We start from the raw sequence: 13,493 nt of genomic DNA on the forward strand, positions 1-13,493 counted from the left end.
CCTGTCGGATTGCTTAATGGGCTCCGGCTCCGGCACCGGCAGCGTGGCCGGCGGGCACGGGCGGGGTGCCAAGTGCCTTACCCAACTGGCGGATCGCCGCGATCTTGGCATGCAGGACGCTCCAGTCATCGTGCTCGGCAATCGGTGCCCAGATGCTCTCCACTTCCTCGATCAGCAGGCTTTGCGGCGGCTGCCCGTGCCAGTGCGGATGATCCTCCCCGGCGGGGGCATAGCCTGCCAGCGCGGGCAGCGCTTCGGCGCCGCGGCCGCCGCGGTGGGCATGGAAAAAGGCGTCCGGCCCGATTTCCTGCGCGCGCATCGCCGCTTCGCACGCTTCAACCAGCGCACTGTCGTGCTCCGGCCCGCGCGGCGCCACGCCCAGGCGCCAGCACCAGCGGCGTGCCATCGCCGCCTGATAGAGCGGGCCGAAGGTTTCCAGCGCGGCGATCAAGGGCGGCGCCTCTTCCACCAGGCGCAGCGCCACCGCCAGTTGGCCGCAGTTCCACCCGATCACTTCGGGCTGGCGGCCAAAGGCATAGCGGCCCGCCTCGTCGAAATAGGCCGCGACGAAACGCGCGTCCCAGCGCGGCAGCCAGCGCCATGGGCCATAGTCGAAGCTTTCGCCCGTCACGTTCATGTTGTCGGTGTTGAGCACGCCGTGGACGAAGCCGGCGACCATGTAGCTCGCCGCCATGTCGGCCATGCGCGCCACCACCTGGTGCAGCAGCGTGGCTGCCGGGCTCGCGCCCGCCGGCGCGGCGTCCGGCGCGCCGGGAAACTGCTCCAGGCAATAGGCGATGAGCTGGTGCATCTCTTCGGGCTTGTCGAGCGCGAGCAGGCGCTGGAACGTGCCGATGCGGATATGCCCGTGGCTCAGCCGCACGAGCACGGCCGCGCGGGTGGGCGAGGGCTCGTCACCCCGCCACAGGCTTTCGCCGGTCTCGACCACCGAAAAGGTGCGGCTGGTGTTGACGCCCAGCGCTTCGAGCATCTCGGTGGCGAGAATCTCGCGCACCGCGCCCTTGAGCGTGAGGCGCCCATCGCCGCGCCGGCTCCACGGCGTTTGGCCCGAACCCTTGGTGCCCAGGTCCAGCAAGCGGCCGGCGCCATCGCGCAATTGCGCAAAGGTAAAGCCCCGCCCGTCGCCCAGTTCCGGGTTGTATACGCCGAACTGGTGCCCGTGATAGCGCAGCGCCAGCGGGCCGGCCAGATTGCCAGGCAGGGGCGCGAAACGGCCGAAATGGGCGATCCATTCCGCATCGCTCAGGTCCGCCAGCCCGACTTGCGCCGCGGCACGATCGTTGCGCCAGCGCAGCACGGTTTGCGGGAACTCGGCCGCCTCAACCGGGTCGCCCAGCCAGGGCGCCAGCGCCGCCAGTTGCGGATCGGGGCGATAGGGAATGGCATGGCCCGGCTGCGGGGACACGGACACGGCTTGCGGGACAGGCTCCATTCTTTCATTAGTGGGGTGCTTGGGCGCCGCACACAAGGCGCCATGTTGCCGCACATCGTTACAGCACACGGGAAAACGCGCTTGGCCATTGTTGACGCCCACGCCGCATTCGAGATTCGCAGCTGGACCAGCACCGACGGGTTGCGCCTGGCCTATCGCGCCTATGCGGGGGACAATGCGCGGCTGCCGGTGATCTGCCTGCCGGGCCTGACACGCAATGGCCGCGATTTCGAGGATCTGGCCGCGCATCTGGCCGCAGGCGGCCGCCGCGTGCTGTGCCCCGACCTGCGCGGGCGCGGGGAAAGCGATTACGCCCGCGATCCGATGACCTACCAGCCGCCCGTCTATGCGCAGGACCTGGCCGGGTTGCTTTCTGCCGAAGGGATCACGCGCTTTATCGCGGTCGGCACCTCGCTGGGCGGTATTCTCACGATGATGCTGGCGGCCGGCCAGCCCGGCCTGGTGGCCGGCGCCGTGCTCAACGACATTGGCCCGGTGATCGAGGCGGACGGCCTGGCGCGGATCAGCGACTATGTCGGCCAGGGGCGCAGCTACCTGACGTGGATGCACGCGGCGCGGGGCCTGCGCGAGACGATGGGCGACATCTATCCCGATTTCAGCATCGAGGATTGGCTGCGCCTGGCCAAGCGCCTGATGGCCCTGGGCACGGGCGGGCGCATCGCGTTCGATTACGACATGAAGATCGCCGTCCCGATCGAGGCGGCGAACGAAGCCAAGGAAGAAGCCGAAGCGAAAGCGCGCAGCGGCGGCGATCCGGTGCCGCCGGCAGCGGACCTGTGGCCCCTGTTCATGGCGCTGGCACCCGTGCCGCTGGTGGTGGTGCACGGCGCCTTGTCCGACATCCTTTCGGGCGAAACCGCGGCAGCCATGGCCACGCGCCACCCCGATTGCGATCTGGTCAGCCTGCCACGCGTGGGCCATGCCCCAACGCTGGACGAGCCCGAGGCCCGCGCGGCGATCGATCGCTTGCTGGCGCGGCTGGATTGACGCGCGCCAGTACCGGGGAATCGCCATGACCCAACCTGCCAGCCCGGCTCGCCGCCTGCATGTGCTGCACCTGCATTCCACGTTCGATGCCGGGGGCAAGGAACGGCGCAGCGTCGCGCTGATGAACCGCTTCGGCAATGCGCTCGATCATTCGGTGGTTTCGGCACAGCCTGGCGCACTGGGCGCGCGCAGCCTGCTGGCGCGCGGGCTTTCGGTGCATTTCCCGCTGGGTTTTCCGCCTCTGGCGGGCAAGCTGGGGGTGCGCCGGCTGCAAACCCTCGCTCGTGGGATGCAGGGGTTCGATCTGATCTGCACCTACAACTGGGGGGCGATGGACGCGGTCATGGCCCATGCCCTGTTCGCTCCGCTCTATGGCCTGGCGCCGCTGGTGCATCACGAAGACGGCTTCAACCAGGACGAGGCAGAGCGGCTCAACCCCCGCCGCAACTGGTTCCGCCGCATTGCGCTCGCCCGTGCCAGCGCGCTGGTGGTGCCTTCGCGCCGACTGGAAGCCGTGGCACAGGACGCCTGGCACCAGCCGGCGGGCAAAGTGCATCGCATTGCCAACGGGGTGGACACGGCCGCCTATGCCCGCAAGGCTCGCGCCGACGCCCTGCCGCGCGTGATCAAGCGACCGGGGGAAAAGTGGGTGGGCACCCTGGCGGGCCTGCGCGCGGTCAAGAACCTGCCGCGCCTGGTGCGCGCGTTTCGCGCCCTGCCGGAAAACTGGCACCTGGTGATCCTGGGCGAAGGGCCGGAGCGCGAGGCGATCCTGACCCAGGCGATGGACCTGGATATCGGCCACCGCGTGCACTTGCCCGGCCATGTGCCCGATCCGGCGCTGGCCGTGGGCCTGTTCGATTTCTTCGCCCTGTCGAGCGACAGCGAGCAGTTCCCGCTTTCGGTGGTGGAAGCGATGGCCGCCGGCCTGGCCGTGGCCAGCCCCGCCGTGGGCGACGTGGCAGAGATCGTTTCGGCCGAAAACGCGCGGTTCATCACCCCGGTGGGAGACGAGGCGGCCCTGGCCGCGGCCATGCTGGAACTGGCGCAGGACGAACTGGCCCGCCGCCGCGTGGGCGCGGCCAATCGCGTGCTGGCGACCCGCGATTACGATGAAAGCGTCATGGCGGCCCACTATGCCCGCATCTATGCCGCCGCCCTGGGACACGGGCAATTTCCATGATGCAGGGGACATGTGTCGCGATGTTGCGCTTAACCGGCGGTTCAGCGGGGGACAGGCAGCATCATAGGCGTTGAAAAGGTGGCTCCATCCGCTAAACACCGCGCCCATTGCCGTGCAATTATTGCCCATCCCTTGCCCTTAACCGCCGAAAGCGCAGCCTTGGCCCTGAGACCGAACCGCCCGCAAAACCGATCCGAACAGCTTGCCGCCGCACGCGCCGCCCAGGGCGACGTGTTTGCCCGCGAGGTGGACGATGCCCTGCGCCAGGAAGAAGCGATGGACGCGATCCGCCGCTGGGGCTTGCCGATTGGTGCGGCCGTGCTGCTCGGCCTGGCCGGCCTGGGCGGCTGGCTGTGGTACAGCAACCACCAGGAAAGCCTGCGTGGGCAGCAGGGCGAACAACTGACCCTGGCGCTTGACGATACCGAGGCGAACAACGCCAAGGGCGCGCAGGGCCTTCTCGATACGCTTGCCAAGGACGGTACGCCGGGCAACCGCGCGGCCGCGCAGCTTCTGCTTGCCGGCAAGGCGCAGGACGATGGCAAGGCAGACCAGGCCGCCAAGAGTTTTGCCGCCGTTGCCGCCGATGGCAACGCCCCGCAAGCCTATCGCGATGCGGCCACCGTGCGCGAAGTGGCGCTGACGTTCGACAAGCTCTCCCCCCAGCAGGTGATCGACCGCCTGATGCCCCTGGCCGTGCCGGGCAGCCCGTGGTTCGGCAGCGCGGGTGAGCTGGTGGGCCTGGCCTATCTCAAGCAGGGGCGCAACGACCAGGCCGGGCGCCTGTTCGCGTCCATCGCCAAGGACAAGGACGTGCCCGATTCGATCAAGCGCCGTGCGCGGCAAGTGGCCGGCAGCCTGGGCGTTGACGCGGTGGACGATGTCTCGGCCGTGGTCAGCCAGGCGCAGAGCCAATAAAGCGCACAAGCGTTGCCCGCGCGATCGGGCGCACAGGAATTGCCCACCGCTGCCCCATGGTCGGCCGTGGCATGACAGGACAAGGAAGACAGGCATGATCCGCATTTCCAGCCAGGGCCAAGCGAGCCAGGGCACCGGGCGCCGCCGTCCGGCGATGCTGGCCCCGGCGGCCATGCTCCCTGCAGCGGTATTGGGCCTGGCTCTGGTTCTGGGCGGTTGCGCCGGGCACAAGTCCAAGGTCAAGGCCACGCCCACGGTGGGTGAGCGCGTTCCGGTGCTTTCGCGGATCGAAGCGGGCACCAAGGTAGATGCCACGCTGGCTAGCATGGACGTGGTCGTGCCGGCACCGGTGGTCAACACCGAATGGGCCCAGGGCGGCGGCACGGCCAGCAAGGCATCGGGCCACCTGGCCCTGGCCGATGCCCCGCGCAAGCTGTGGACGGTCCGCATCCCCGGTTCCTCGCCCAAGCAGCGCCTGGCAGCCTCGCCGGTGGTGGGCGGCGGCACGCTGTTCGTGATGGACACCGACGGCATCGTCCATGCGCTGGACGAGAACACCGGCCACGAAAAGTGGAAGCAGGGCTTCCGCGTGCCGGACAAGAACGATTCGATCTTTGGCGGCGGCGCGAGCTATGATGATGGCAGCGTCTATGTCACCACTGGCCTTGGCGAAGTGGCCGCGCTCGATGCCACCACCGGCAAGATCAAGTGGCGGGTCAAGCCGGCCGGCCCGCTGCGCGGCGCGCCCACCGTGGCGTTCGGCGCGGTCTATGTGATGACGCAGGATAACCAGATCTTTGCGCTCAACGTGGCCGACGGCGCGAACTTGTGGAACCAGTCTGCCTCGGTCACGCAGAGCGGCGTGTTCGGCGTGGCTGCCCCGGCCGCTGGCCAGGGCACGGTGATCGCCGGTTACAGCTCGGGCGAACTGGTGGCCTATCGCTATGAAAACGGGCGGCAGCTGTGGTCCGACGCGCTGGCGCGCACGTCGATCGCCACCAGCGTTTCCACGCTGACCGATATCGATGCCGACCCCATCGTGGAACGCGGCCGGGTCTATGCCCTCGGCCAGGGCGGGCGCATGGCCGCCTATGAACTGGTCAGCGGCCAGCGCATCTGGGAACTGAACCTGGCGGGCATTTCCACCCCGGCTGTGGCCGGTGAGTGGATCTTTACCCTCACCGACGAAGCCAAGCTGCTGTGCATCGCCAAGTCCACCGGCAAGGTGCGCTGGATGAGCCAGTTGCCCCGCTATATGAAGCCCAAGAAGAAGGAAGCCCCGATCTTCTGGACCGGCCCGGTGCTGGCCGGCAACAAGCTGTGGGTGGCCAATTCGCGCGGCGAGGTTTCCACCGTGACGGTGGGCGATGGCACGCTGGCGCGCATGGCCAAGGTGGCCGCTTCGGTCACCCTGGCGCCGATCGTGGCCGACAAGACGCTGTTCGTGCTGGACGACAGCGGCCAGATCACCGCTTGGCGTTGATACCTGGGCGTTAACCTTCTTCACCGAATTTCCACTTCTGGCGGTATAAGCGGGCGGGCATGACAGAAACGCCCACCCGCGCCGTTCCGCCAGACCTGCCGCGATCCCGGCCGCCCAGCGACGTTTCCGCCTGGGTCGGCCTCGCGGGCCTTGCCGGCCTGCTGCTGTGGATCGCCATTTGCCGGTCCTGGCCGCAGATCGTCGATGCGCTGGGCCTGCCCGGGCCGCGCGCGCGGCTTTCGGGATCGAGCGCGGCGGTGTTGGCGCTGGTTTTTTCCGGCACGCCGATGGTCGCCTGGTCGCTGCTGGTGGACAAGGTCCATCGCCGTCCCTCTACCGGAATCGACTGGTCGGCGCCGCGCCCCTGGCGCAGCGGCATCGAGGTGTCGATCACCAAGCTGGCGGGGCTGTGGGCCACCTGGGCGATCATCGCTTTCGTCTATTGCCTCGGGCGCTGGTATTGGCGCGGGCCCTATCTCTTTGCCATGGACCTGCTGGAGCAGGCGGCGCCGTTCCTGTTCCTGGGGGCCATTCCCTATGTCCTGTGGCTCGATCGGGTTCTGGTAAACCCGCGCGACGGGGCCTGGCATTTCGGTGCCATGCTGATCGGGCGCGAGCCTTATGACATCGCGCAAGTGTGGCACCATGCCCGCGCCTGGGCGGTGAAAGGCTTTTTCTGCGCGTTCATGATCTCGATCCTGCCCGGTGGCTTTGCCGCCGTGGTGGAAGCGGATTGGACCGGGCTGGCCCACGATCCGGTGCGCTGGTCCTATACCGCGATCGAAGCGATGTTCATGATCGACGTCCAGATCGCCATGGTCGGCTATCTGCTGACGATGAAGCCGCTCGACGCGCATATCCGCACCGCCAATCCGTTCCTGGCGGGTTGGGTGGCGGCGCTGATGTGCTATCCGCCGTTCGTGCTGATGGGCGGGGGCGGCGTGCTCGATTACCACCAGAACACCGCTGAATGGGCGTTCTGGTTCGATGGCCACCCGGCGCTGCTGTGGATCTGGGGCATCGCGCAAGTCGTGCTCACCGCGATCTATGCCTGGGCCACGATTGCCTTCGGCCTGCGCTTTTCCAACCTCACCTATCGCGGCGTGCTGACCAATGGCCCTTATGCCTTCACGCGCCACCCGGCCTATCTTTCCAAGAACCTGTTCTGGTGGCTGGTGACGATGCCGTTCCTGGCCACCACCCATTCCAAGGTGGATGCCGTGCGCAACACGGTGACGCTGGCCCTGGTCAGCGCGGTCTATTTCTGGCGCGCCAAGACCGAGGAAAAGCACCTGCTGGCGGAAGATGCCAAGTATCGCGAATACCACGCCTGGATGGCGCAGCACGGGCTGATCACGCGGCGGCTGGTGCGGCTGGGGCGTCTGGTGTTCGGGCGGTCGGCGCTTGGTATCCACCAAACCCCATCCCCCTCCTCTGAAGCGGAGGGGGAGAAGCTGCAGGCATAAAAAAACCCCCTCCGCTTGAGAGGAGGGGGTTGGGGTGGTGCGAAGCCTGACGCAAAGGCGTCAGACCGCGACGCCCTCGTCGCTTTCGTAAACGCGGATGTTGCGCTCGCTCAGGCCCAGGGCTTTGCGCTCTTCGGCCCAGGTGGCCATGTGCGCGGTCTTGAAATGGGCGTCGATCGCGGCGCGGTCGCGCCACTTTTCGCTTACGTGGATCAGTTCGGGATCAAGCGCATCGTGCGAATAGGCATAGGCAAGGCAGCCGTCTTCGGCGCGAGTGGCCTCGATCACCTTGCGCATCAGCGGTGCCGCGGCCTCGAACGAAGCGGTCGGCAGGCGGAACGTACCCATCACCAGGATCATGGCGTGCAATCCTCTCAAAAGCTCTTGGCGGCATAGACCTGGGACAGATCCCCGGCCCAGGCACCGTGATAAAGGTCGAGCAGGCGCTCGGCCGGGCTCTTGCCCGATGCGACGATCTCGTCGAGCGGCAGAAGATAGCCGGTCTCGTTGTCACCCGCGTCGTTGAGACGCCCACGCGCGGCAAGGCCGGAACGGGCGATTTCGAGCACGCGGGGCGCGATGTCGCGCAAGCTGCCGCCGCCCGGCAGCGGCGCATCGAGGCCCAGCTTGGGCACGCTGGCGCGCAAGGTTTCGCGGCCCGCCATGTCCCAGTCCTTGACCAGGTCCCACGCCGCGTCGAGCGCACCCTGGTCATAGAGCAGGCCCACCCACAGCGCAGGCAGCGCGCAGATGCGGCTCCACGGGCCGCCATCGGCGCCACGCATTTCGAGGAACGACTTCAGCCGCACTTCGGGGAAAGCGGTGGAGAGGTGATCGACCCAGTCGCTCCGCCGCGGCTTTTCGCCGGGCAGGGCAGGCAGCTTGCCATCCAGGAAATCGCGGAAAGATTGGCCGGCCGCGTCGATATACTTGCCATCGCGGAACACGAAATACATCGGCACGTCGAGCATGTAGTCGACATAGCGTTCATAGCCGAAGCCGTCTTCGAACACGAACGGCAGCATGCCGGTGCGCGCGGGATCGGTGTCGGACCAGATGTGGCTGCGATAGGAAAGGAAGCCGTTCGGCTTGCCTTCCAGGAACGGCGAATTGGCGAACAGCGCGGTGGCCAGGGGCTGCAACGCCAGGCTGACGCGGAACTTCTGCACCATGTCTGCTTCGCTGGCATAGTCCAGGTTGGTCTGGATGGTGCAGGTGCGCAGCATCATGTCGAGGCCCATCGTGCCCACGCGGGGCATGTGGCGCAGCATGATCTCGTAGCGGCCCTTGGGCATGATCGGCAGATCGGCGCGCGCCTTGTCGGGCCACAGGCCCAGGCCAAGATAGGCCAGGCCAAAGCGATCGCCGATGGTCTTTACCTGGGCAAGGTGGCGCCCGGTTTCGGCGCAGGTTTGGTGCAGGCTTTCCAGCGGCGCGCCCGACAGTTCCAGCTGGCCCGCCGGTTCCAGGCTGACCGTGCCATCGGGGCCGGCCATGGCGATGACCTTGCCGCCTTCCATCACCGGCTCCCAACCGAATTCGGTCAGCGCCATGAGCAGGTCGCGGATGCCGCCGGGCTCGTCATACGAAGGGGCGGCGTGATCGGCCGTGCGATAGACGAACTTCTCGTGCTCGGTGCCGATTCGCCAAGCCTCGCGCGGTTTTTCCCCGCGCTGCATGGGTATCACCAGCTGGTCCCGGCTCTCGATGAGGGGATCGTTGCTATCTGAAACCTGTCTCGTGCTCATGCGCGCATCCGTTAGTCGGCAAAAGGGCTTTGCGCCAGCGCTAAACGCAGGATGAACAATTGCAGGACAGCAACAATCAAGAACAGGTCTCTTTTGCGCAAGCAGGGCCTGGCCAGCCGCCCGCCTATCGCCCGCAGGCCTCGTAATATCCGGCGCGGCAATCGGCCACGGCCTGGCGCCAGGCGGCCAGGTCACGCTGGTATTGCGCCTGGGCCTGGGCATAGCCATCGTCGCCCCGCGCATAGCCTGCACCATAGCCATAGCCATAGGCATCGGGCGCGGCCGTCGATTCCCGGTATTGCCGGGCATAGCGGGCGTCCCGTGCCCGCACGTAATCGAGCTGGGCCTGGTTCATGCGGCGGATCGCCTCGTGATCGCGGGCCCGGGCGGTGCTGCTGCGCATCGACGGATCGGCAGGGTCATCGGCGTGCGCCGCAACCGGCAAGGCCACCGCGATCAGCGCGGCGGCAAACAGTGGATTGACCCTCATGGCATGCGTCCCTTTGCTGTTCCCGGCAATGGCATAGCAACCGCGCGGGGCAGCGGGCAGGGGCCTTGCGACGAATGGTTCCGCAGCTTGCCTCAGGTTCCGCGCGTGTCGCCGTAGAGATGGATGTGCAGCCGGTCGCTCATGCGCCAGCCGTGTTGCAGCGCCAGGGCCGAAAGCCATTTTTCGCGCGATCTTACGGTGTCGCTGTCGGTCCCCTCGGGCATCACGAACAGGCGTTCGCCGGGGATGCCGTAAGTGGCCTGGAGCGCGGCCACTTCATCGCAGTCCTCGGGGCTTGCCACCACGAACTTGAAGAAGGCGCGGGGCTCGGCCGCCCAGGCGGCGAGCCGGGCCGGGATGAGCGCCAGGTCGGCCGGATTGCCGGAATGGGCGAGCTTGGGCGAGACATTGAACTGGTCGATCAGCGGATCGATGGCGGGCGCAGGCGCCACGGTGCCGTTGGTTTCGATCTCCACATGCAAGCCCGGCCGCGCGGTTTTGAGCGCGGCCAGCACGCGGGCCAGGGCCGGGGCCTGCAACAGCGGCTCCCCACCGGTCACCACCAGCCGGTCCTGCGGAAAAGCCAGCAGGCGGGCAACGATGTCGTCTTCTTGCAGGACCAACTGGTTGGCCTGGCGCTCGAACGCCAGGCCATCGCGGTGCGGGCGATTGTCGCCGGTAAAGCGCCAGGTATAGGCCGTGTCGCACCACTGGCAGGCCAGGTTGCAACGCGACAGGCGGATGAACAACGAGGGCCGCCCGGCCGATGGGCCTTCGCCCTGGAGCGAGGCGAAGATTTCCGGCTCGCCCGGCGTGGTCGTGGCAAGGGCGATGGTCAAGCCATCCTCCCCGGCACGGGGAGTATCTGGGGCGCATTATAAGCCCCCTCCTCTTCAGAGGAGGGGGGTGGGGGTGGTGAGCACAACGCTGCGCCCGTGCCGGGCGCCACCACCCCTCGATCCCCTCCTCTGAAGAGGAGGAGAGGAAGAAGGCCTTGCGCCACCGTTACCCCAGCCGCGCCAGGGCCGCGCTCAATCGCTCGGCTTCGGCGCTGTGGTGGGCGTGGTCGGCGCGGGCCTTTTCTACCGCTTCGGGCTTGGCGCGTTCGACGAACGAGGGATTGCCCAGGCGGCCTTCCAGCGCCTTTGCTTCCTTTTGCGCGGCGGCCAGGGCCTTTTCCAGGCGGGCCTTTTCGGCGGCGATGTCGATCACGCCGTCAAGCGGCACCACCAGCGTCGCGTCACCGGCCACGATCTGCATCGCCGCGCCGGCGGGTGCTGAGGCGAAATGGATCGCCGAAAGGCGGGCGAGGCGCTCGATCGCGGCCGGGTTGGCGGCGATGGTCGCGGCGGTCTGTGCGCTCGGCTCGGCCAGATAGGCCTCAAGACGCGCACCGGGCGCGATGCCCAGTTCGTTCTTGGCGGTGCGCAGGGCCGAAACCAGCGCGATCAGCCACTCCACTTCGCCTTTGGCGGCGGCATCGACCGAGGCCTGCGGGGCGGGCCAGCGGGCGACGATCAACTCGTTCTGGCGGGCGCCAAGCGCATGCCAGAGTTCTTCGGTGACGAAGGGCATGAACGGGTGGAGCATGACCAGGATCTGGTCGAGCACCCAGCCGGCCACGGCACGGGTTTCATCGTCGAACGATCCCTTGATCAGTTCGATGTACCAGTCGCAGAACGTGTCCCACACGAAGTGATAGATCGTGTTGGCCGCCGCATCGAAACGCAGATCGGCCATGGCCTGATCGAGCGCGGCGACGGTTTCCACCACTTCGCCCACGATCCAGCGGTTGACCGCGCTCGTCGCGGCCGGCGCTTCGAGCGTGGTGGACGCGGTGATGCCGTTGGCCTGGCAGAAGCGCGCCGCGTTCCACAGCTTGGTGGCGAAGTTGCGATAGCCCTCCACCCGCTTCTCATCCATCTTCACGTCGCGGCCCTGGCTTTCCATCGCAGCCATGAAGAAGCGCAGCGCGTCGGCGCCGTACTTGTCGATCAGGCCCAGCGGATCGACCACGTTGCCCTTGGACTTGGACATCTTCTGGCCATCGGCCGCGCGCACCAGCCCGTGGAGATAGAGCCGCTTCCACGGCACTTCGTCCATGAAGTGCAGGCCCTGCATGGCCATGCGCGCATCCCAGAAGAACAGGATGTCGAAGCCCGAAACCAGCAGATCGTTCGGATAGTGGCGCTTGACCAGTTCGGTCTCGTCCGGCCAGCCGAGCGTGGCGAAGGGCCAAAGGGCGGAGGAGAACCAGGTGTCGAGCACGTCTTCGTCGCGGGTCAGCGGCTTGTTGCCGGCGAGCGCCTGTGCTTCTTCCTCGGTCTCGGCCACATAGGGCGTGCCTTCCGCATCGTACCACGCCGGAATGCGGTGGCCCCACCACAGCTGGCGGCTGACGCACCAGGGCTGGATGTTTTCCATCCAGTTGAAGAAGGTCTTTTCCCACGACTTGGGCACGATCTCGATGGCGCCCGAACGCACCGCCTCGATCGGGCGGCGCGCGAGGAACTCCGCGTTCACATACCACTGGTCGGTCAGCCAGGGTTCGATCACCACGCCGCCGCGATCGCCGAACGGCGTCTGGATCGTGCGCGGCTCCGCGTCGTGCTCGGTCTCGTTGCCTTCCTTGTCCTTGGTGACATGGGGCACCAGCAGGCCTTCCGCCTTGAGCGCCTCGACCACGGCCTTGCGCGCGAAGAAGCGGTCCTGGCCCAGGAACTCTTGCGGGATCAGGCCATCGGCGGTCTGCACCACCTGCGCTTCGGCGTCGAGCATGTTGAGCATGTCGCGCGCTTCGATGCCCGCGCGGCGGCCCACTTCGAAATCGTTGAAATCGTGGCCCGGCGTGATCTTGACCGCGCCCGTGCCCAGCGCCGGATCGGCGTGTTCGTCGGCCACGATGGGAATGCGCCGGCCGGTCAGCGGCAGCACGACGTGCTTGCCGATCACGCTTTTATAGCGCTCGTCGTCGGGGTGCACGGCCACGGCCATGTCGGCCAGCATGGTTTCCGGGCGCGTGGTGGCCACCACGATGTGATCGGCGCCGCTATCCAGCGTCACGCCATCGGCGAGCGGGTAGCGGAAGCGCCAGAAGTGGCCCTGGACTTCGCGCGTTTCCACTTCCAGGTCGGAAATCGCGGTCTTGAGCTTGGGGTCCCAGTTCACCAGCCGCTTGTCGCGGTAGATCAGGCCCTGCTTGTGCAGATCGACGAAGACCTTGACCACGGCGCGGGTGAAATGCGGGTCCATGGTGAACTGTTCGCGGCTCCAGTCCATCGAACAGCCCAGGCGGCGCAGCTGGCGCGTTATCGTGCCGCCGCTTTCCGCCTTCCATTCCCACACTTTCTCCACGAACTGCTCGCGGGTGTAGTTGGTGCGCTTGTCTTGGGCGGCTTCGAGCTGGCGCTCCACCACCATCTGCGTGGCGATGCCGGCGTGGTCGGTGCCCACCACCCACAGCGCATCCTTGCCTTTCAGGCGCTCGTGGCGGATCACGATGTCCTGCAGCGTGTTGTCCAGCGCGTGGCCGATGTGGAGCGAGCCGGTTACGTTGGGCGGCGGGTTCACGATGGTGAACGGCGTGGCATCGGCGCGCTCGGGCCGGAAAAGCCCCTGGCTTTCCCAATGGCTGTACCAGCGCGCCTCGATAGCGCCCGGTTCGAACGTCTTGGCCAGCTGCGCTTCGTTCAGCTGCTCCTGGCCCGATTCCTGCTGCGTATTCGTCTCGCTCATGGCCGGCGC

General features: G+C 67.2%; 11 protein-coding genes. 5 read left to right on the forward strand and 6 right to left on the reverse strand.

The window, feature by feature from the left end:
- Nucleotides 1-13: 13 nt before the first annotated feature.
- Nucleotides 14-1,453, reverse strand: a complete 1,440-nt coding sequence (locus FHT19_RS02330) for a protein adenylyltransferase SelO family protein (protein ID WP_169473762.1) — start codon at nucleotides 1,451-1,453, stop codon at nucleotides 14-16.
- A gap of 81 nt (nucleotides 1,454-1,534) precedes the next feature.
- On the opposite strand from FHT19_RS02330, the gene FHT19_RS02335 reads away from it, so the two are divergent.
- The 5 genes from FHT19_RS02335 to FHT19_RS02355 all read left to right on the forward strand — a co-directional run bounded on the left by FHT19_RS02335 (nucleotide 1,535) and on the right by FHT19_RS02355 (nucleotide 7,511).
- The gene (locus FHT19_RS02335) at nucleotides 1,535-2,461 is read left to right on the forward strand and encodes an alpha/beta hydrolase (protein ID WP_246865856.1); all 927 of its coding nucleotides are present in this window, start codon (nucleotides 1,535-1,537) and stop codon (nucleotides 2,459-2,461) included.
- Nucleotides 2,462-2,486: 25 nt separating this feature from the next.
- The gene (locus FHT19_RS02340) at nucleotides 2,487-3,644 is read left to right on the forward strand and encodes a glycosyltransferase family 4 protein (protein ID WP_248290237.1); all 1,158 of its coding nucleotides are present in this window, start codon (nucleotides 2,487-2,489) and stop codon (nucleotides 3,642-3,644) included.
- Nucleotides 3,645-3,803: 159 nt separating this feature from the next.
- Nucleotides 3,804-4,562, forward strand: a complete 759-nt coding sequence (locus FHT19_RS02345; RefSeq protein WP_169473764.1) for a tetratricopeptide repeat protein — start codon at nucleotides 3,804-3,806, stop codon at nucleotides 4,560-4,562.
- Nucleotides 4,563-4,656: 94 nt separating this feature from the next.
- Nucleotides 4,657-6,045, forward strand: a complete 1,389-nt coding sequence (locus FHT19_RS02350) for a PQQ-binding-like beta-propeller repeat protein (RefSeq protein WP_169473766.1) — start codon at nucleotides 4,657-4,659, stop codon at nucleotides 6,043-6,045.
- Nucleotides 6,046-6,104: 59 nt separating this feature from the next.
- A complete protein-coding gene (locus FHT19_RS02355; RefSeq protein WP_169473768.1) occupies nucleotides 6,105-7,511 on the forward strand; it encodes an isoprenylcysteine carboxylmethyltransferase family protein in 1,407 nt (468 codons plus the stop codon).
- Between the two features lie 60 nt (nucleotides 7,512-7,571).
- Here the strand turns inward: FHT19_RS02355 and FHT19_RS02360 are convergent, their stop codons facing one another.
- The 5 genes from FHT19_RS02360 to FHT19_RS02380 all read right to left on the reverse strand — a co-directional run bounded on the left by FHT19_RS02360 (nucleotide 7,572) and on the right by FHT19_RS02380 (nucleotide 13,484).
- Entirely contained in the window at nucleotides 7,572-7,871 is a 300-nt protein-coding gene (locus tag FHT19_RS02360; RefSeq protein WP_168554199.1) for a putative quinol monooxygenase, read from the reverse strand.
- 14 nt (nucleotides 7,872-7,885) lie between these two features.
- Nucleotides 7,886-9,259 (reverse strand): glutamate--cysteine ligase, encoded by a 1,374-nt coding sequence (locus FHT19_RS02365; protein ID WP_169473770.1) that lies wholly within the window; start codon nucleotides 9,257-9,259, stop codon nucleotides 7,886-7,888.
- Between the two features lie 124 nt (nucleotides 9,260-9,383).
- Nucleotides 9,384-9,749, reverse strand: a complete 366-nt coding sequence (locus FHT19_RS02370) for a hypothetical protein (protein ID WP_169473773.1) — start codon at nucleotides 9,747-9,749, stop codon at nucleotides 9,384-9,386.
- A gap of 92 nt (nucleotides 9,750-9,841) precedes the next feature.
- Nucleotides 9,842-10,588: a 7-carboxy-7-deazaguanine synthase QueE gene (locus FHT19_RS02375; RefSeq protein WP_169473774.1), complete on the reverse strand. Its 747-nt coding sequence runs from the start codon at nucleotides 10,586-10,588 to the stop codon at nucleotides 9,842-9,844.
- Between the two features lie 166 nt (nucleotides 10,589-10,754).
- Nucleotides 10,755-13,484 (reverse strand): valine--tRNA ligase, encoded by a 2,730-nt coding sequence (locus FHT19_RS02380; RefSeq protein WP_169473776.1) that lies wholly within the window; start codon nucleotides 13,482-13,484, stop codon nucleotides 10,755-10,757.
- Between the last annotated feature and the right edge of the window lie 9 nt (nucleotides 13,485-13,493).

Origin of the sequence: Novosphingobium sp. SG919 (assembly GCF_012932495.1) — a bacterium.
In the GTDB taxonomy this organism is placed as follows: domain Bacteria; phylum Pseudomonadota; class Alphaproteobacteria; order Sphingomonadales; family Sphingomonadaceae; genus Novosphingobium; species Novosphingobium rhizosphaerae.

Excerpts from the sequence above, each read along its gene's own strand:
- FHT19_RS02355 (WP_169473768.1), top strand. The coding sequence starts at position 6,105 with ATGACAGAAACGCCCACCCGCGCCGTTCCGCCAGACCTGCCGCGATCC.
- FHT19_RS02380 (WP_169473776.1), bottom strand. The coding sequence starts at position 13,484 with ATGAGCGAGACGAATACGCAGCAGGAATCGGGCCAGGAGCAGCTGAAC.
- FHT19_RS02330 (WP_169473762.1), bottom strand. The coding sequence starts at position 1,453 with ATGGAGCCTGTCCCGCAAGCCGTGTCCGTGTCCCCGCAGCCGGGCCAT.
- FHT19_RS02340 (WP_248290237.1), top strand. The coding sequence starts at position 2,487 with ATGACCCAACCTGCCAGCCCGGCTCGCCGCCTGCATGTGCTGCACCTG.
- FHT19_RS02350 (WP_169473766.1), top strand. The coding sequence starts at position 4,657 with ATGATCCGCATTTCCAGCCAGGGCCAAGCGAGCCAGGGCACCGGGCGC.
- FHT19_RS02365 (WP_169473770.1), bottom strand. The coding sequence starts at position 9,259 with ATGAGCACGAGACAGGTTTCAGATAGCAACGATCCCCTCATCGAGAGC.
- FHT19_RS02370 (WP_169473773.1), bottom strand. The coding sequence starts at position 9,749 with ATGAGGGTCAATCCACTGTTTGCCGCCGCGCTGATCGCGGTGGCCTTG.
- FHT19_RS02360 (WP_168554199.1), bottom strand. The coding sequence starts at position 7,871 with ATGATCCTGGTGATGGGTACGTTCCGCCTGCCGACCGCTTCGTTCGAG.